Here is a 17,993-nt window from a genome sequence, read left to right on the forward strand (position 1 = left end):
CGTCGATGTCGGGTTGCGGCCCCCCTCGTCACTGTTCTATATTCGAACGCAACGTTCCGCTATCGAACGAGAGGCTATCCGACCGATGCCGCCACGGCAAGACGCCGCTCCCGCCTCGCAGACGCTGAGCCGCGGCATCCGCCTGCTCGAAGAGCTCGCCGACGCACGGTCGCCGCTCTCGATCGACGATCTCGCGGCGCGCGTCGACCTGCATCGCTCCGTCGCGTATCGATTGCTGCGGACGCTCGAGGACCACGGTCTGGTGAGCCGGGATGCCGCGGGGGCCGTGCGCCTGGGGACGGGCCTGGCGGCGCTGGCCGCCGGGGTCGCCGCCGACCTGCAGGCCGAGGCGCTGCCCGAACTCACCGCGGCCGCCAACGATCTCGGCATGACGTGCTTCCTCGTGGTGCTCGATCACGACGAGTGCGTGACCCTCGCGAGCGTCGAACCCCGGCACACGGTGACGGCGGTGGCGCAGCGGCCCGGGTCGCGGCATCCGGTCACACGAGGTGCCCCCGGGCGCGCGATCCTCGCGCAGCTCCCGCCACGCCGCTGGCCCGACGAGGTCGACGCACGGCTGGCGTCGGAGGTGGCGGAAGCCGCGGAGCGCGGCTGGGCGACGAGTCATGACGAGGTGATCCCGTCGCTGCACGCCGTGGCGGTCCCCCTGCAGGTTCAGGGCCGCGAGCCCGCGGCGATCGCCGCGGTGCACGTGGCGACCGACCTCGATGAGGCGGCGATCGCCGCGCGGCTCGGGGGCGCGGCATCCGCGATCCGGGGGGCGCTGTAGGTCGGTCGCACACAGGCCGCACGCGCTGACATCGGCCGTGCACGCGCAGACAACCTGCCCCGAGCCCGGGCGACGAGGGTGGACGGTGGAGGAGACACACATGCACGAACACGCTCACCCCGCCGTCGATCAGGCGATGGAGAACCCCGACCTCGAGCCCGCGACGAGCGCCCGGCCGGCGACGCATCCCCTCGACCCGCTGAGCGCGGAGGAGATCGAGCGCACGCGCGACATCCTGGTCGCGGCGGGCCTGCTCGGCGAGACCGTGCGGGTGCCCATGCTGCTGCCCGCCGAACCCGAGAAGAAGGCCGTGGCCGCGTGGCATCCGGGAGCCGCCCTCGACCGCCGCGCCGCCGTCACCCTGCTCGACACCGCGACCGGAGAAGTGACCGAGGCGATCGTCGCGATCACCGGGGGCGAAGTGGTGAGCAGCCGCCGGTACCCCTCCGACACGGCGCCCTACGGACAGCCGCAGTACCTGTTCGAGGAGTACGAGCGCGCCGCCGAACTGGTCAAGGCCTCCCCCGACTGGCGGGCCGCGATGGAGCGTCGCGGGCTCGCCGATCGCATCGACCTGGCATTCTGCACGCCTCTCGCCCCCGGCTTCGTCGGGCGGGACAACGAGGTCGGGCGCCGCGTCATCCGCTCGCTCACCTTCCTCCGCGACAGCGAGGACGACATCGCGTGGGCGCACCCCGTCGAGGGTCTGATCGTGCACATCGATCTCACCGCGAATCGGGTGATCGGCATCGAGGACGAGGGCGATTCGCCCGTGCCCTCCGGCAGCGGCCGGTACGACAGCGCCGCGACCGGGTCGGCGCGAACGACCCTCAAGCCGATCGAGATCACCCAGCCCGAGGGGCCGAGCTTCCACGTCGACGGCTCGCACGTGCAGTGGGAGAACTGGACGCTGCGCGTCGACTTCAACGCCCGCGAAGGACTCGTCCTGCACGACGTCCGCTTCGACGACCGGCCCGTGCTCTCGCGCGCGAGCGTGCCCGAAATGGTCGTGCCCTACGGCGACACGAGTAACACGCGCTTCTGGATCAGCTACTTCGACGCCGGCGAGTACCTGCTCGGCAAGAACGCCAACCACCTCGAGCTCGGCTGCGACTGCCTCGGCGTCATCCACTACTTCGACGGCCACGTCGCCGACGACCACGGGCACGCGATGCGCATCCCCAACGCCGTCTGCATGCACGAGGAGGACTACGGAGTGCTGTGGAAGCACACCGAGCCCGGCCCGGTCGGCTCGCACGTGCGACGTTCGCGGCGTCTGGTGGTGTCGTACTTCGCCACGATCGGCAACTACGACTACGGCTTCTTCTGGTACTTCTACCTCGACGGGTCGATCCAGGTCGAGGCGAAGGCCACCGGAATCGTGTTCGTGGGCGGCGGCGAGCCCGGCTCGACCAATCGGCACGCCCCCGAGATCGCACCCGGAGTCTTCGCGCCCGTACACCAGCACCTCTTTTCGGCACGGCTCGACATGGCGATCGACGGCGACGAGAACCGCCTGTTCGAGGTCGATGCCGTGCGGATCCCGATGGGCGACGACAACCCGTTCGGCAACGCCTTCACCTGGTTGCACACGCCGCTGCGCACCGAGCAGGAGGCGCAGCGCGAGGCTGACACCTCGGTCGCCCGCGTGTGGGAGGTGCAGTCGACCACCCGCACGAACCACGTCGGCAAGCCCACCGCGTACCACCTCATCCCCGAGCCGACGGCCCTGCTGATGGCGGATCCGGCCTCGACGGTCGCCGCGCGAGCGGCCTTCGCGACCAAGCACCTGTGGGGAACCGCGTACCACCCCGACGAGCGCTGGCCCGCCGGTCGCTACCCCAACGCCCACGCGGGCGGCGCGGGGCTTCCGGCCTACACCGCCGACGACCGCTCGATCGACGGCGCCGACCTCGTGCTCTGGCACACGTTCGGCCTCACCCACGTGCCACGACCCGAGGACTGGCCGATCATGCCCGTCGACTACGCCGGATTCTGGCTCAAGCCCTACGGCTTCCTCGACCGCAACCCCGCGCTGGATCTGCCCGAGTCGTCGCAGGCTCACGCGGCCGGCGGCGATGGATGCTGCGGAGGCGGCGCGGTCTGCAGCTGCGGGCACTGAGGGGCGCCGCGCACCCTCGGCACCTCGACCCGAGGTCTCCGGATGCCACCGGAATGTGCGGATCACGGCGAACACGCCGCCGCGCGTGCGGGCGCGCCGGCGCATGACCTCGGTGATCTGCACAACCTCAGCCGGAAGATCCCGGATGCCGCTGAGGCTGCGCAGATCACGGAGGTTGCGACCGCGGGCGCCGGCGACGGGGCGCCGACCGGCCGGCCCCGACCCGCCGGATAGGGTGAGCCGGTCGAGCCGATGCTCCACGGCAACCGGACATGAGGAAAGAGGACGCGCGTGCCCCGACTGGTCGACCACGAGGCCCGCCGACACGACATCGTGCTGGCGACCTGGCGCCTGATCGCCGAGCGCGGTATCGAGGCCACGACCATGCGCGAGCTCGCGCGCCAACTGGGCCTGGCCAACGGCAGCGTCACGCACTACTTCCCCGACAAGAGCGCGATCCTCACCGCGGCCTTCGCCCACGTGTTCGCCGCGACCAACGCGCGGGTCGCCGCACACCGCGCGGCGTCCGGGTCGACGGGACTCGCGGCGCTCCGGGCGTTCCTGCTCGAGGCCGCGCCCATCGACGAGGAGCGCGCTCTCGAGGCGCGCATCGTCATCGCCTTTCTCGAGTACGCGGCCGCCGATCCCGCGTTGGCGACGATGTTCCGCGATCTCATGCGCGAGTGGCAGCAGGCGTTCGCCGAGATGGTCGTCGAGGCGCAGGCCCAGGGCGAGGTGCGAGACGGCCTGGATGTGCAGGCCGTGAGCGATGCGATCCTGCATGCGGTCAACGGGATGCAGGCCAATGGCATCCTGCTGCCCGAGACCGCGCGCGAGGAGCGCATGCGCGCCACGGTCGATGCGCTCGTCGACATGCTCCGCTGAGAAAGCGCTCGCGGGAGTCGATACAGAGAGGTAATATTCGGGAAACTTTGGCTCTACAAGCGTCGGATAAAAATGACGTGGGAGCTGAACGTCGAGGGAAACGAGGAGGTCTCCCATGTCGATCGTCACGACCCGGCCCGGATCGGGTGTCACCGCCATCCACGCCGCCGACCTGGCCGCGTTCCGCGCCGCCGTCGACGACAGCTTCGTGCCTTTGCACGTCACCGCCGACGACCCTGATCACTTCCGCGGGAGCATCCGCGCGGCCTCGGCCGACGGCATCCACGTCTCCACCGTCGCCGCTTCGGCGCACGTGGTCGAGCGCACGCCCGACCTCATCGCGCGCGCCGATGGCCCGGCCGTCAAGATGAGCCTCATGCTCGCGGGCTCCGGCCTGCTCATCCAGGACGGCCGTGAAGCCCTCCTGCGACCGGGCGACTTCGCCGTGTACGACACCTCGCGGCCGTACACGCTGGCTTTCAGCGGGGACTTCCGCACAATCGTCACGATGTTCTCCCCCAGCGCGCTGCCCCTGCCCTCGTCGGCCCTGGCGCAACTGACCGCCGTGCGCATCGCCGGCGACGGAGGACTCGGTGGGGTTGTGGCGCCGTTCCTCGCGCAGCTTGGCACGCACCTCGACCAGGTCGCGAGCCCCTCCGGATCGCGCCTCGTGCACACCGCCCTCGACCTGCTGACCACCGTCTACGCGCACGAGCTCGGCAGCGGCATCGACGCGACCGACCCGCACGCGGGTCTGCGCCGCCGGGTCGAGGAGTACATCGACGCCCACCTCGACTCGGCTGACCTGGCCCCCGGCGCGATCGCCGCGGCGCACTACATCTCGACGCGACACCTGCACGCGCTGTTCCAGGGCCGCGACACGACGGTCGCCGCGCTCATCCGCTCGCGCCGGCTCGAGCGCTGCCGCCGCGACCTGACCGACCCGCTGCTCGCGGATCAGTCGGTGTCGGCGATCGGTGCGCGGTGGGGGTTCCCGGATGCCGCGCACTTCAGCCGCACATTCAAGACGGCGTTCGGTTTCTCGCCGAGCGAGTGCCGGGCGGGGCGCTGACTCATATCCCCGCGTGATCGAAGGCGATCGTGGGGACGTCGACGATGTGCGCCCCGCCGTCGACGATGATCGTCGCGCCGGTGATGTACGACGACTCGCTCGAGGCGAGGAAGCGCACGACGGAAGCGATCTCGTCGGGCCGGGCGGGGCGGGCGAGCGGGACGTCGCGCGTCACGGTCGCGTAAGCCACGTCGCGGTCGGTCAACCCGGCCGCCGCGGCGAACGCATCCGTCTCGTCGTCGGCCATGGGCGTCGCCACCCATCCGGGGCACACGGTGTTCACGCGCACGCCCCGGCGGCCGTAGTCGCGGGCGAGCGAGCGGGTGAGCCCGATCAGCGCGTGCTTGCCGACGGTGTAGCCGGCGACGGAGGGACCCGCGGCGAGCCCCGCGATCGACGACATCACGACCACGCGCCCCCGCGCGGCGATCAGGGCGGGAAGCGCCGCGCGCACGACGACGAACGCCGTGGTGACGTTGGCACGCAGCGCGTTCTCCCAGGCGGCGTCGTCGGTGTCGGCCACCGTGGCGAAGCCGTGCCCTCCGGCGTTGGCGACCACGACGTCGAGCCGGCCGTGCTCCTCGAGCACGCGGGCGACGAGAGCGGCGGCGTCTGCCGAGTCCGCGGCATCCGAGGCGATCGCCGTTCCCCCGATGTCGGCCGCGACCCGCTCGAGGGGCCCCGCCCGGCGGCCCGTCACGACGACGTGCGCGCCCTCGCGGGCGAACCGCCGTGCGACGGCTTCGCCGATGCCCGTGCCTCCGCCGGTGACGAGGACCACGTGACCGTTCAGGTCGGTATCCATTCGTTCCTCCTCCGGCCCGGGCTCGCACCGGGCGTCTCGTGCGCTCACGCCGGAAAGCCGGACCGCGCACTCACACCGAAATCAGATACCCAGGTCGCCGCAGACACCGGTCGTAGCCGCGGTGAAGCCAGCAGCACGATCTGATCCGCGACCTCAGCCGCCGTCTGCACGGGATATCCCGCGTCGCCGAACCCGTCGGGAAGCTCGAGATCACCGCGGCTCATCGGGGTGTCGACGATCGAGGGGCACACCGCGTTGACCCGGATGCCGTGCGGCGCCAGCTCCACGGATGCGGCCCGCGCGAGCTGCAGCAGCGCCGCCTTGGACGCGCCGTATGGCACCATTCCCGCCGTGGCGACCAGGGCCGAATCACTCGCGACGACGACGACCGAGGCGGCCTCAGACGCGCGCAACCACGGCAGCGCAGCCCGGAGGGCGAGGAAGGCGCCCGTGACGTTGACGGCGAACACGCGCTCCCAGTCGGCGAGCGCGGTCTGCTCGAGCGCGGTGCCGACGGGACCCGAGACGCCGGCGGCCAGCACGAGCACGTCGAGCCCACCCAACGCCCGCGCGCAGTCTTCGACGGCGGAGGTCGCGGCATCCGCGTCGGTGAGATCGGCGACGGATGCCGTGGCAGTGACCTCCCGCACGCGCGGGTCGCGGTCCACGGCGGCGACGTACGCGCCCTCCCCCGCCAGCGCCTGCACCGCCGCGCGGCCGATGCCGCCCGCCGCACCCGTGACGAGTGCGCGGCGCGAGGTCAGTCCAAGCTCCATGCGCTCATCCTGATCGCGCGCCCCGGGCACGGTATCCGTCCCTGCGCGCACGCAACAGTCCCCCTCACCGGCGGTCAAGTCGGTCGTTCGCCGGCGGAGCAAGATCGCTGCAACGGGCCGACGCGCCCGCTCGCACCCGAACCCCCGAAGGACTGCCATGACCGATTCGCCTTCCCCCGGCTCCTCGACCGCGTTGCAGCGCGGTGCGCTGGGCGTCGCCGGCATCGTCTTCCTCGTGCTGGCCGCCGTGGCGCCGCTCACCGGGATCGTCGTGGTCGCCTCACTCGCGATCGCGCTCGGCAACGGCGGCGGCACCCCTGCGTCGTTCCTCATCATCGCGGTGATCCTGCTGCTGTTCGCGGTCGGCTATGCGCAGATGTCGAAGCAGCTGGTCAACGCCGGCGGGTTCTACGCCTTCGTCGTGAAGGGACTCGGCCGCACCGGCGGACTCATCGCGGGGCTCATCGCCACCCTCGGCTACAACTTCTTCGTCGTCGGCACGATCGGCACGAGCGGATTCTTCATGCAGTCGATCATCGCGGGGCTCACCGGCTTCGACATGCACTGGTACCTCTGGGGTCTGCTGTCGATCATCGTGTGCTTCATGATGGCCCGCACCGGCGTCGACTTCTCGTCGAAGGTGCTCGGCGTCGCCCTCGTGCTCGAGGTGCTCATGCTCGTCGTCTTCGACGTGTCGGTGCTGGTGCAGACCGGCTACGACCTCGGCACCTTCTCGCCCGAGGCGGTGTTCTCGGGCTCGCTGCCGATCGGCCTGCTGCTCGCGGCGACCGGGTTCCTCGGCTTCGAGGCGACCGCCCTGTTCGGCGAAGAGGCGCGCAATCCGCTGAAGACCATCCCCCGCGCCACCTACACCGCGATCATCGCGATCGGAGTGATCCTCGGCGTGACCACCTGGGCCGTCGTCAGCGCGACGGGCGTCGCCGAGGCGCAGGGCACCGCGCAGGAGCACCTCGCCACCGGCGACCTCATCTTCAGCCTCGCCGCGACCTACCTCGGCCCGCAGTTGACCGTCGTGATGGAGATTCTGCTGCTGGTGAGCCTGTTCGCCGCGATGCTCGCATTCCACAACTCTGCGACCCGTTACCTCTACGCCCTCGGCCGCGCCCGCGTGCTGCCCTTCGCGCTCGCCCGCACCCGCGCCTCGGGCGCCCCGCAGATCGCCGGAATCGTGCAGGCCGCGTTCGCCGCGATCGTGGCCGGACTCTTCGCCCTCGCCGGCCTCGACCCGATCCTCAACCTCGTGCCCGCGATGCTCGGCTTCGGCACGCTCGCGGTCATCGTCCTCCAGGCCCTCGCGGCGCTGTCGATCGTGGTGTTCTTCCGCCGCCGCGGAGACCGCCGCTGGTGGAGCACGCTGATCGCCCCCGGCATCGGTTTCGTCGCCCTCGCGGTGATCGTCGTGCTCGCCGTGGCGAACTTCGATGTCGTCGCCGGCTCCAACGAGCCCGCGATCCGCGCGATGCCCCTGCTGCTGCTCGCGGCCGTCATCGGCGGCATCGGCTACGGCGCGTTCCTGCGCCGCCGCAAGCCCGCCGTGTACGCCGCCCTCAGCGACGACCTCGAATCCTTCAACATCGCCCCGGCGGAGAAGGGCAAAGACCCCGTGCCGGGACTCTGACTCCGGATGCCGCGACCCCACGGCCGCGCCGGGTCTCGGCATCCGCCCGCTTTTCGCCTCCCTCCAGAGAAAGAGATCGCATGACCACCGACACCCTGAACCTGTCCGACACCCGCACCTGGCTGCCGCTCGACGGGCTCGCGCCCGGCTTCGACGCCGCGAAGGCCGACCTGAGCACCGACCTTGCTGGCCGCACATTCACGACCGTCGACGAGGCGGGCGCACGGACCGTGTACCGGTTCGAGGCGGATGCCGTGTCGTGGGAGCGCGACGGCGAGACCGGCCGCGACGACGTAGAGGTCATCGCGGTCGACGAGGAGCTCTACTACGCCCAGTTCACGCCAGCCGCCCACCCCGGCGAAGCCGTCACGCTCATCCTGGATCTGCGCAGCGGTCACGCTCTGACCGTGCGGAGCCTGCTCGGAACCGCCGCTCCTGGGCGCACCGCCGTCCAGATGAGCTTCTCCCCCGCCCACATCGCCGAGCTCGAGGTGCGCGGAGACGCCCCGGCCCCCACCGACGAACTGATCGGCCGTCGTGTGCTGTGGGTCTATTCGGGCGTCCACGCCTACGAGCACGTGTACCTCTCGCCGCACTGGTACACCTGGCAGTGCCTCGCCGGCCCCGAGCAGGGCCTCGCCGACACCGACGAGAACACCGTGTGGCGCGTACGACGGGGCATCTATGTGTTCAGCTGGCGCGAGAAGGTCATCCCCTGCGGCTCTGTCACGATCGCCGACCACCGCGACCAGAAGGCGCTGCGCGCCCACGGCGTGCTGTTCGGCACCGACGAGTCGGGCTCCGGAGCCACGCACTTCACCTTCGGCGCGCACGGTCGACTGCTGTCCAACACGGTGCACCCCGCCGAGTACGACCCGGCGCGTCCGCTGGAGCGCTGAGCGGTCGGTTCGGGCGAGAGCCGCGTCCCTCTGGGGGCGCGGCTCTCCGCGTGTGCGGTGGGGGCTTTGGAGCGCGACAGAATCGGATGCAGATGATGGAATCGGATGCCGCGGCGGCATCCGTACGAATAAGACGCGCTGGATCCGCGTCGGTGGCGCGTCGCGCGGCCCACGTTCGAACAACACCGCACGCGCGAGCCGCGACGCGGGCGATCGCATGGACCGCACCGAGATCAGAGAACCGCACAGGATCGGATGCCGCCACGGCGGCGCATCCGATTCCGGCGCGATCCTCCGATTCCGCGACGGTCCCCGGCAGGGCCCCTGCCCGGCAGGGGCCCGCCAGGCAGGGGCCCGCCAAGCAGGGGGCCCGCCCGGCGCGGCGACCCAGGCAGACCCGCGACCCGCGTGAAAGCCGCGCCCCCGTGGGGGCGCGGCTTCGCGAGCAGGACCTCGGTTCAGGCGGCGAGCGCCACCAGCTTCCGCGCCCGCGCCGTCGCCAACCGCACCCGCAGCACGTGGGTGAGGGCGCTGAGTCCGATCGCGGCGACGAGGGCGAGGCCGCTCGCGACCGCCTGCCAGAACGTGGTGACGCCGAGCAGTACGAGCGAGTTGTTCAGTGCCCCGTAGAAAAGCACGCCGACCACGACACCGAAGATGGTGCCCTCGCCGCCGGTGAGGGCCACCCCTCCCAGCAGCACCGCGGTGAGCACGACGAGCTCGAAGCCGGCGCCGATCTGTCCCGCCGGGGCGCTGTTCAGGCGTGCCACGACGATGGTGCCGGCGAAGCCCGACATCGCCCCCGACAGCACGAACAATGAGAAGGGCAGGCGCCGCACGGGGACGCCCGACAGGTACGCGGCCTGTCGGTTCACCCCCACTGCGTAGACGTGGCGTCCGGTCGGGGTGAGCGCGAGGAAGACCCCGGCCACGATGAGCAGCACCGCGGCGATCCACACCGAGATCGGCACCCCTGCGACGGTGCCGACACCCAGCAGACCGAACTGCGCACCGAAGTTGTTCTTCGGCGTCGGGCTGATGAGCTGCGCGACGCCGCGGACCGCGGTGAGCGTGCCCAGCGTGGTGATGAACGAGTTGAGCCCCAAGACGGTGACGACCACGGCGTTGACGAGCCCGACCACGGCCCCGGCCAAGATCGCGAGCGCGATCGCGACGGCGGGCTGACCTGCTCCCTTGTCCATGACCAGGGATGCCACGACTCCGCCCAGCGCGAGGCTCGACCCGACCGACAGGTCGATGTAACCCGCGATCAGCAGCATCGCCACGGGGATCGCCACGATCGCGATCACCGCGCTGTCCTGCAGGATGCCGCGAATGTTCTGCCACCCGAAAAAGGAGTCGGTGGCCAGCTGCACGCCGACGACCATGATGATCAACACGACGAGTAGCGGGGTGCGCACGACGCCCTCGACGGCGGCGCGGAGGAAGCGGTTCTCGGTCACGGGTGGGTCCCTTCGGTAAGGGCGACGGGAGCGGTGTGCACGGCCGAGAGCAGGCCGTCGGCCGTGGTTTCGGCGACGTTGAGCTCATCGACCACGGCCCCGCGCGAGAAGATCAGGCAGCGGTGCGCGAGGTCGACGACCTCTTCGGGTTCGTTGGTGGCGACGATCACCCCCAGCCCCTTCTCGGCGGCGAGAGTCTTGATCGCGTCGTAGATGTCTTTACGGGCGCCGACGTCAACGCCCTGGGTCGGGTCGTCGAGCAGGATCACGCGCGTGCGGGCGGCGTCGTTGACCCAGCGCCCGAGCAGGATCTTCTGCTGATTTCCGCCGCTGAAACGCCCGGCGGGCAGGTCGGCCGCGCGCGGGCGCAGGGCGAGCCCGTCGGCGAAGCGGTCGAACACGCCGCGCTCGGCGCGCACCGAGCGCAGCCCCCACGAGCCGAGGCGGCGCATCGCGTCGATCACGGTGTTGTCTTGCGCAGGCAGGGCGGCGAACAGTCCCTCGCGCGCGCGGTCGGCGGGCACGAGTGCGATCCCCGCACGCAGGCCCTGGGCCGGCGACCGCGTCTTGCGCGTGACGCCGTCGATCGCGAGCGTGCCGCCGGTGCGCGGGATGCGGCCGAACACGGTGCTGAGAAAGCGCGTGCGCCCGGAGCCGACGAGTCCGTAGCAGGCCACGATCTCGCCCGGGGCGACGACGAGGTCGACGGGGCGCAGGCCGGGGGCGGTGAGTCTGCGCACCTCGAGCACGGGCGTCTCGTCGCGGCGCGGTGGAGCGGGCCGGTCGTTGGTGGCTCCGTGGCCGTCGCTGATGGCGGCGACGAGGGCCTCCCGGGTGATCTCGGCACCCTCGGCCGACCAGACGGCCCGTCCGTTGCGCATGACGGTCGCCGCGTCGGCGAGCGCGAGAACCTCGCCGAGCAGATGGGTGACGTAGAGGATCGCGATGCCCCGGTCCGCGAGGTCGCGCACGAGCGCCCCGAGCCGCGTCGCCTCGGCGCGCGAGAGGGCGGCGGTGGGCTCGTCGAAGACGATGAGCTTCGCGTCGCGTCGCACGACCTTGGCGATCTCGACCAGCTGCCGCTGGCCGATGGGTAGGGTCGCCACGCGAACGTCAGGGTCGATGGCCCCTGCCCCCACGGCGTCGAGCGCCTCACGGGCGAGGCGGCGCTGCTCACCGCGTCGGATGATCCCGGCGGCGGTGCGCTCCTGGCCGATGAAGAGGTTCTCGGCGACCGTCATGTTCTCGAGCAGGCTGAGATGCTGGTAGATCACGGCGACGCCGGCCGCGATCGAGGTGCGCGGGGTGAGCGCGTCATGGGTGGCGCCGTCGATCTCGATCGTGCCGGCCGTGGGGGTCACGCCGCCGCCGAGGCAGGCGATGAGCGTGGACTTGCCCGCGCCGTTGTGACCGAGCAGCGCATGGATGCGCCCGCCGGGGATGTCGAGGGTGACGTCGTCGAGAGCGAGCGTCGCGCCGTACCGCTTCGTCAGACCGCGCACGGTGACAGTCATGTCTTCTCCGTTCTCCGGGAAGGGGCGGGAGCGGGTCTCCCCGCCCCCGCCGAGCGGTCAGCCGCCGAGCTCGGTGATGTAGCTGGAGAGGTTCGGGTCGTCGACGGTGACCACCGTGACGGGCAGGTCGACACTGGCATCCGTCTTGCCCTCGCCGAGGGCGATCGGGATGTCGATGACGTTGTCGACGAGGTCCTTGAGCGAGAAGTAGGTCGCGGCCCGGAAGAAGCCGCCCTCCTTCATCTTCTGCAGCAGGAACAGGTTCGGGTCGAGCCCGCCGACGTAGGTCTTCGAATCGGTCTCGGATCGGCCCGAGGCGACGAGCGCCTGGTACGCGCCCTGCGCGGCGTCGCCGACGGCCGAGACCACGACGTTCGCGTCGGGGTGCTGCGCGAGCAGCGTCGTGGTGACCGACAGCCCGTCGTCGGGCGTGACCGCCTGCTGCTCACCGACGATCTGCAGGTCGGGACCGGCCGCCTCGAGGCCATCGAGCAGGCCCTGCGTGCGCTCCTGCCCGATCTGCCGTTCGGTCTCGCTGAGCACGATGACCTTCGCATTCGGACCGACGTTCTTCAGCGCCCACTCGGCGGCGTTCTTTCCGAGGTCGACGCCCGACTGGTAGAAGCTGAACTGCAGCGTCGCGTCTTGGTTGGTCATGTCGCCGCCGTACGTCACCCAGTACTTGCCGCCGTCGCGGTATTGCTGCGCGACCGATTCGAGGCTCGCCGGGTCGACGGGGAACGACACGACCGCGTCGGCATCGCTGGTGAGGTTCGACGTGAGCTGGCTGACCTGCTTCTGCAGGTCCATCTCGTCGTTCGTGAAGGTGACCTCGACACCCTTCTCCGCAGCGCGCGCCTCGACGATGTTGACGATCGCGCCGTAGACGGGGAGTGCGGTGAAGGGGTAGTCGAACAGGATCTTCTTGACCGGGCCGCGCTCGGCCGGGGCCGCGCTCGACCCCGATCCGGCGTCGTCGGCGGTGGTGGTGCTGCAGGCGGAGAGGGCGAGACCGGCGATGACGACCGAGGCCATCGCGGCTAGGCGGAGGCGACGCTTCATGATGCTCCTTGCGGGTGAGAGAGGACGGAACGGGCGGGTGCGGGTGGTGCAAGGGATTGCCGAGGGCCGCTCCCCGGTATCCGAGGGGCGGATGGAGCTGTGCCGCGGTCAGGCGGTGAAGACCCGGCGACCGGCGAACCACGTCTCGACCGCGCGCGTGTGCACGACGCGTTCGATATCAACGGCGAAGGGGTCCTGATCGAGCACGACGAAGTCGGCGGATTTGCCGACGCTGAGCGAACCGGTCACCTCGCCGAGGCCCATTGCGGTGGCGGCGTTGACGGTGAAGACCTCGAACGCCTCGTCGAGGGTGAGCGCCTGCTCGGGCCAGAGCGTGCCGGGCGCACGGCCGAGCGGGTCCGCGCGGGTGACCAGACCCTGGATGCCCTCCCACGGGTTGGGCGAGACGCTGACCGGCCAGTCCGACCCGCCCGCGACCAGCACGCCCCGGTCGACGAGGTCGCGATTGGGCTGGAGGTGCGCGGCCTCGGGCTGCGGACGCACCTGGGCGATGGCATCCGGAATCACTCCGGGAAACCACAGGAAGGGCGAGATATCGGCCGAGACGTCGAGCTCGACGAAGCGCTGCCGGTCGTCGGGGTGCACGAACTGGCCGTGGGCGATCTGGTAGCGCGTGGCTGTGTCGCCGCCGGCGCGGACGACGGCGATCGCATCGAGGGCGGCGCGCACCGCGGCGTCTCCCGTGCAGTGGATCTTGGCGCCCAGTCCGTGCGCCGCGGTGCGGACGAGCCAGTCTGTGAGGTGCGCGGGGTCCATGGTGGTGACGCCGCAGTGCGCGTGCCCGTGGTCGGGGCTCGGCAGGTAGGGGGTGAGGAAGGCGCCCGTGTAGGTCGGGGGCACGCCGTCGAGGGCGATCTTGACGAAGTCGGGCCGGTGGTGGGTGGTGCGGAACTCCTCGCGCCGCGCGACGAGCTCGTCGCCGACCGGCGTGTTGGCGAAGAGGAACTCGCTCGACAGCAGCGACGACACCACCCAGGCGTGCAGATCGCCATCGTCGTCGAGGTCGTGCAGGGCCCCCATGATCTCGACGGTGGCCGCGGCATCCTGGAACGCGGTGATACCGAACGAGTGCAGGATCTCGATCGCCCGGGCGCTGGCCCGACGGTAGCGCTCGGGCGTCCGCGCGAGGTTGTGGTCAAGGGCCTCGGTCACGGCGAGGGTCGCCGCCTCCATGAGCAAGCCCGTGGGCTCCCCCGTCTCGGCGTCGCGCACGATGCGTCCCTGCGCCGGATCGGGGGTGTCGGAGCGGATGCCGGCGGCCTCGAGCGCCGCGGAATTCGCGAAGCGGTTGTGATGGCTGTCGTCGGTGAGTACGACCGGACGTCCGCCCGCGGCCTCGTCGAACCGGGCGCGGGTCGAAGCCGTCGAGAACTCGTCGAGCAGGACGCTACCGAACGCCTCGCCCACCACCCACTCGCCGGGGCCGAGGCCGGCGGCGTAGGCGCGCACCGCCTCGAGCACGTCGTCAAGGCCTGCAGTGGGCGGGAACGCGAGCTGGAAGAGCTCGGCCTCGCCCGCCATGAGGTGGTGGTTGTGCACGTCGACCAGTCCGGGGACGACGGCCGCTCCGCCGAGGTCGCGCACTTCGGTGTCGGGACCGACCAAGGCGAGAACGTCGGCGTCGTCGCCGACGGCGATGAGGCGTCCGTCCGCGACGGCGAGCGCGGTAGCGTGCGGGCGCGATCGGTCCGCCGTGCGCACGACGGCGCCGTGCAGGATGAGGTCGGCGACGGTCATGGGGCTCCCGGGTGTTCGGCGGCGTCGGGGCGACGGCGGTAGGGGTGGAACGGACCCGGCTGACGGATGTCAGGGTGCCGGGGTGGAGCGGGTGAGTACATCATCTGCGTCGGGGGCCCGCTCTGCTTGACCAGGGATGCCCCCGAGTTGACGCAGGACGCACGACCCGCGGCCCGGGCGGGAGCCGACCCCCGCCCGGGCGGGATCAGCCGTTGATGACCTGCGGCACGCCGAGCGCCTTCAGGCCCTCGACGCCGAACTCGAGGCCGTAGCCCGAGCCCTTCACCCCACCGAAGGGAATGAGGGGGTGCACGCCGCCGTGGGAGTTGATCCACACGGTGCCCGCCTGCAGACGCGCGGCCACGCGTCGTGCGGCGTCGCGGTCGCCCGACCACACCGAGGCACCGAGACCGACGTCGAGGCCGTTCGCGCTCGCGACGGCATCGTCGACCTCGGTGTAGCGGATGACAGGGAGCACCGGCCCGAACTGCTCCTCGTCGACCAGTGCGACCCCGTCGGCCACGTCGGCCACGATCGTGGTGCGAAAGAACAGCTCGCCCAGGTCGGTGGCCGGCTCGCCGCCGAGCACGACGCGCCCGCCCGCGGCCTTCGCGTCGTCGACGAGACGGTCGACGATGTCGAACTGCTGCTTGTTCTGCAGCGGGCCGAGAACGGTGCCCTCGTCGAGACCACGACCCATGGGCACCTGCGCGGCGTAACCGGCGAGCGCCTCGACGACCGCGTCGTAGACGGATTCGTGCACGTACAGGCGCTTGAGGGCGGCGCACGTCTGACCGGTGTTGATGAAGGCGCCCCAGAACAGTCCCTCCGCGATGGCCACCGGGTCGACGTCGGGCAGCACGATGCCGGCGTCGTTGCCGCCGAGTTCGAGCGTGAGGCGGGCGAGGTTGCCCGCGGAGCTCTCGATGATCTTGCGGCCGGTCGCCGTGGAGCCGGTGAACATCACCTTGTCGATGTCGGGGTGGGCGACCAGCCGTGCGCCGGCGTCGCGGTCGCCCGCCACGGCGATCAGCACGTCGTCGGGTAGCACCTCGTTGATCACGTCGACGAGGGCGAGCACGCTGAGCGGCGTGTACTCGCTCGGCTTGACCACGACGGTGTTGCCCATGCGCAGCGCCGGGGCGATCTGCCACACGGTGATCATCATCGGCCAGTTCCACGGCCCGACCGCGGCGACGACGCCGAGCGCGCGGTAGTGCAACTCGGCGTACACCTGGCCGTCGTCCACGACCACCTCGGGCTCGAGCACGGTCGCGGCGGCGGTGCGCAGCCACGCGGCGCAGGCACCCACCTCGAAGCGCGCGTTGGGGCCGTCGAGGGGCTTGCCCTGCTCGCGTGAGAGCAGGCGCGCGAGGGTTTCGGCGTTCGCCTCGATCCGGTCGGCGGCGGCCATCAGCAGTCCTCTGCGCTCTTCGTGCCCCCGGGCGTCCCACGCGGGCTGCGCGGCGCGGGCGCGACCCACGGCGGCGTCGACGTCGGCCACGGTGTGCACCGGGGCTCGGCCGATCACCTCGCGAGTAGCGGCATCCGGGATCTCCCGCCCCTGCCCCTCGGGAGCCTCCACGCGCGCGAGCAGCGCGGCGTCGTCGGCGTTGGGCGCGGCGGCGGGCGCGGCCGCGCCGATCTCGGGGTCGGCCAGGGCAGGGGTGGGATCGGACATCTCGGCTCCTTCGGTTCACGTCCCGGGCCGTGGTGCGCGCTGCCCGTCCCGTCAGCCTCCGCCGGTGGCCCGCGCGGCGCTTGACCGCGCGTGCGCGGGCCATGACCGGGCGTGCCCGCTTGCCCGGCCGTTCGTCATGACACGAGCGCCGCCCCGATCTCGTCGAACGCCGTCCGCAGACGCGCCCGCGCCCGTTCGTACCTCTTGCGCGCCGCCGCCGGCCGCACTCCCAGGAGGGCCCCCGCCTCGGCGATGCCGAAACCGTCCCAGAGCACCAGCCGCAGCAGCTCCTGATCGGCGGATGCCAGCACCCCCAGCGCCTCGAGGGCGACGAGCCCGTGATCCGACACGTCGGCGTCGGCCGCGGGTTCGCGCGCGAGGGCGTCGTCGATCTCCGCGCGGCGGGTGCGCTTGCGGGTGTGGTTGGCGAGCACGCGTCGAGCCGTGCCGAAGGCCCACATCCGCTGCTCTTCGGCCGCGTGCGGCAGGCGGGAGCGATGCCGCCACAGCACGAGCGCCGTCTCCGACACACAGTCGTCGGCGTCGGCGCGCGGCTCGACTCGTCGCACGAAGTACCGCAGCAGGTCGGGCATCAGGGGGGCGACGGCCTCTTCGAAGCGCCGGCGATCGGCATCCGGGGTCACCACGAAAGTCCCTCGAGCATCTCGCTGCACCAGGCGTCGGCGGCCTCGACACCCGCGCGATCGCCCGCGGTCGCCGCGCTGGCGACAAACTTTTCCTCGTCGACGATCCCTCCGCCGTCGGTCGCGACCGTTGCGGGCCAGGTCGCCGCGGTTGTCAGCGTCTGCGCCGCTGCCTGGGCGCGAGCGGTGTCGCCGAGGGCGTCGGCATCCAGCCACTCCGCCCGCCAGGCGCAGCGCGCGTGCTGCTCGAACTCGGAACGGATGCCGGTGACCTGCCGCAGCCCTTCGCCCTGCGCCGCCGTCCGCTCGGCGATCGAGGTCGCGAAGAGCGTGGTGTCGGAGCCGGGCGGCAGGATCGCCTGCGCGGGCCAGAACTCGACCGCGACCTCGACGTAGTCCGGCGCGCCGATGTCGATCCATTCGCTGCCGTCGGCCTCGGTGCCGATCGGCTGCGTACCCTGGGGTGAGTCGGGATTGGGCGAGCCGAACCAGCCGGTGCGGGCGAGATATCCGGATGCCGCGGCCACCCCGGGCACCCCGATCGCGAACACCGCGACGATCGCGGCCGTGGGGACGATCCAACGGCGCCTGCGCGGAGGGCGTTCGATCGCGGTGCGCACGAGTCGGCGCGCGTCGTCGGGGCTCAGCGTGACGTCACGTGCGGGGTCGGCGGCGGCGAGCGCCGCGAGGGGATCGGGGTTCATCGGGTGTCCTTCCTCATTCTCTTCACCCCGTACATGTCGCCGCAGCGCGCGAGTGTGACACCCCACGCGGACATCCGTCCGCAGGCTCGCACCCACAGCCCGCGCGATCGTATATGATCGCTCCCGTCAGGCGCACGAGGTCGTGCGTCGCTGCTCGAAAAAGGGGCACGTAGCGCGAG

At 71.5% G+C, this 17,993-nt stretch carries 15 protein-coding genes; 6 read left to right on the plus strand and 9 right to left on the minus strand.

What is annotated here, in order from left to right:
• Positions 1-85 precede the first annotated feature (85 nt).
• From ACFZA2_RS03170 to ACFZA2_RS03185, 4 genes are all read left to right on the plus strand, one after another.
• The gene (locus tag ACFZA2_RS03170; RefSeq protein ID WP_391400495.1) at positions 86-790 is read left to right on the plus strand and encodes an IclR family transcriptional regulator; all 705 of its coding nucleotides are present in this window, start codon (positions 86-88) and stop codon (positions 788-790) included.
• A gap of 100 nt (positions 791-890) precedes the next feature.
• Positions 891-2,912 carry a primary-amine oxidase gene (locus ACFZA2_RS03175; protein WP_391400497.1) on the plus strand — a complete coding sequence of 674 codons (2,022 nt, stop codon included), beginning with the start codon at positions 891-893 and terminating at the stop codon, positions 2,910-2,912.
• A 291-nt stretch (positions 2,913-3,203) separates the two neighbouring features.
• Positions 3,204-3,797, plus strand: coding sequence for a TetR/AcrR family transcriptional regulator (locus ACFZA2_RS03180; RefSeq protein ID WP_391400500.1), 594 nt, complete (start codon positions 3,204-3,206; stop codon positions 3,795-3,797).
• 115 nt (positions 3,798-3,912) lie between these two features.
• Positions 3,913-4,869 carry a helix-turn-helix domain-containing protein gene (locus ACFZA2_RS03185; RefSeq protein WP_391400503.1) on the plus strand — a complete coding sequence of 319 codons (957 nt, stop codon included), beginning with the start codon at positions 3,913-3,915 and terminating at the stop codon, positions 4,867-4,869.
• A gap of 1 nt (position 4,870) precedes the next feature.
• On the opposite strand, the gene ACFZA2_RS03190 is transcribed toward ACFZA2_RS03185, so the two are convergent.
• A complete protein-coding gene (locus tag ACFZA2_RS03190; protein WP_391400506.1) occupies positions 4,871-5,674 on the minus strand; it encodes an SDR family NAD(P)-dependent oxidoreductase in 804 nt (267 codons plus the stop codon).
• Between the two features lie 44 nt (positions 5,675-5,718).
• Positions 5,719-6,450, minus strand: a complete 732-nt coding sequence (locus ACFZA2_RS03195) for an SDR family NAD(P)-dependent oxidoreductase (protein ID WP_391400510.1) — start codon at positions 6,448-6,450, stop codon at positions 5,719-5,721.
• Positions 6,451-6,607: 157 nt separating this feature from the next.
• Between ACFZA2_RS03195 and ACFZA2_RS03200 the strand changes: the two genes are divergently transcribed.
• Both ACFZA2_RS03200 and ACFZA2_RS03205 read left to right on the plus strand, forming a co-directional pair.
• A complete protein-coding gene (locus ACFZA2_RS03200) occupies positions 6,608-8,089 on the plus strand; it encodes an APC family permease (protein WP_391400513.1) in 1,482 nt (493 codons plus the stop codon).
• 80 nt (positions 8,090-8,169) lie between these two features.
• Positions 8,170-8,988, plus strand: a complete 819-nt coding sequence (locus ACFZA2_RS03205) for a MoaF C-terminal domain-containing protein (protein WP_391400516.1) — start codon at positions 8,170-8,172, stop codon at positions 8,986-8,988.
• A 458-nt stretch (positions 8,989-9,446) separates the two neighbouring features.
• On the opposite strand, the gene ACFZA2_RS03210 is transcribed toward ACFZA2_RS03205, so the two are convergent.
• The 7 genes from ACFZA2_RS03210 to ACFZA2_RS03240 all read right to left on the minus strand — a co-directional run bounded on the left by ACFZA2_RS03210 (position 9,447) and on the right by ACFZA2_RS03240 (position 17,814).
• On the minus strand, positions 9,447-10,451 hold the full coding sequence (locus ACFZA2_RS03210; protein WP_391400519.1) for an ABC transporter permease: 1,005 nt from the start codon (positions 10,449-10,451) through the stop codon (positions 9,447-9,449).
• A complete protein-coding gene (locus tag ACFZA2_RS03215) occupies positions 10,448-11,965 on the minus strand; it encodes a sugar ABC transporter ATP-binding protein (RefSeq protein ID WP_391400522.1) in 1,518 nt (505 codons plus the stop codon). Before ACFZA2_RS03215 ends, ACFZA2_RS03210 begins: the two co-directional genes overlap by 4 nt.
• 57 nt (positions 11,966-12,022) lie before the next feature.
• Positions 12,023-13,027, minus strand: a complete 1,005-nt coding sequence (locus tag ACFZA2_RS03220) for a sugar ABC transporter substrate-binding protein (protein ID WP_391400525.1) — start codon at positions 13,025-13,027, stop codon at positions 12,023-12,025.
• Between the two features lie 108 nt (positions 13,028-13,135).
• The gene (locus ACFZA2_RS03225) at positions 13,136-14,785 is read right to left on the minus strand and encodes an amidohydrolase (RefSeq protein ID WP_391400528.1); all 1,650 of its coding nucleotides are present in this window, start codon (positions 14,783-14,785) and stop codon (positions 13,136-13,138) included.
• 205 nt (positions 14,786-14,990) lie between these two features.
• A complete protein-coding gene (locus ACFZA2_RS03230) occupies positions 14,991-16,466 on the minus strand; it encodes an aldehyde dehydrogenase family protein (protein WP_391400531.1) in 1,476 nt (491 codons plus the stop codon).
• A 134-nt stretch (positions 16,467-16,600) separates the two neighbouring features.
• A complete protein-coding gene (locus ACFZA2_RS03235) occupies positions 16,601-17,113 on the minus strand; it encodes an RNA polymerase sigma factor (protein ID WP_391400534.1) in 513 nt (170 codons plus the stop codon).
• The gene (locus ACFZA2_RS03240; protein ID WP_391400537.1) at positions 17,107-17,814 is read right to left on the minus strand and encodes a hypothetical protein; all 708 of its coding nucleotides are present in this window, start codon (positions 17,812-17,814) and stop codon (positions 17,107-17,109) included. The genes ACFZA2_RS03235 and ACFZA2_RS03240 overlap by 7 nt, the downstream gene beginning before the upstream one ends.
• Positions 17,815-17,993: the final 179 nt, after the last annotated feature.

Origin of the sequence: Microbacterium sp. NPDC007973 (assembly GCF_042958465.1) — a bacterium.
Lineage (GTDB): Bacteria > Actinomycetota > Actinomycetes > Actinomycetales > Microbacteriaceae > Microbacterium > Microbacterium galbum.

What these genes read in the sequence shown, in the direction of transcription:
- ACFZA2_RS03170 (WP_391400495.1), top strand. Translation starts at nt 86, where the DNA reads ATGCCGCCACGGCAAGACGCCGCTCCCGCCTCGCAGACGCTGAGCCGC.
- ACFZA2_RS03175 (WP_391400497.1), top strand. Translation starts at nt 891, where the DNA reads ATGCACGAACACGCTCACCCCGCCGTCGATCAGGCGATGGAGAACCCC.
- ACFZA2_RS03185 (WP_391400503.1), top strand. Translation starts at nt 3,913, where the DNA reads ATGTCGATCGTCACGACCCGGCCCGGATCGGGTGTCACCGCCATCCAC.
- ACFZA2_RS03190 (WP_391400506.1), bottom strand. Translation starts at nt 5,674, where the DNA reads ATGGATACCGACCTGAACGGTCACGTGGTCCTCGTCACCGGCGGAGGC.
- ACFZA2_RS03195 (WP_391400510.1), bottom strand. Translation starts at nt 6,450, where the DNA reads ATGGAGCTTGGACTGACCTCGCGCCGCGCACTCGTCACGGGTGCGGCG.
- ACFZA2_RS03200 (WP_391400513.1), top strand. Translation starts at nt 6,608, where the DNA reads ATGACCGATTCGCCTTCCCCCGGCTCCTCGACCGCGTTGCAGCGCGGT.
- ACFZA2_RS03205 (WP_391400516.1), top strand. Translation starts at nt 8,170, where the DNA reads ATGACCACCGACACCCTGAACCTGTCCGACACCCGCACCTGGCTGCCG.
- ACFZA2_RS03215 (WP_391400522.1), bottom strand. Translation starts at nt 11,965, where the DNA reads ATGACTGTCACCGTGCGCGGTCTGACGAAGCGGTACGGCGCGACGCTC.
- ACFZA2_RS03220 (WP_391400525.1), bottom strand. Translation starts at nt 13,027, where the DNA reads ATGAAGCGTCGCCTCCGCCTAGCCGCGATGGCCTCGGTCGTCATCGCC.
- ACFZA2_RS03225 (WP_391400528.1), bottom strand. Translation starts at nt 14,785, where the DNA reads ATGACCGTCGCCGACCTCATCCTGCACGGCGCCGTCGTGCGCACGGCG.
- ACFZA2_RS03230 (WP_391400531.1), bottom strand. Translation starts at nt 16,466, where the DNA reads ATGTCCGATCCCACCCCTGCCCTGGCCGACCCCGAGATCGGCGCGGCC.
- ACFZA2_RS03240 (WP_391400537.1), bottom strand. Translation starts at nt 17,814, where the DNA reads ATGAACCCCGATCCCCTCGCGGCGCTCGCCGCCGCCGACCCCGCACGT.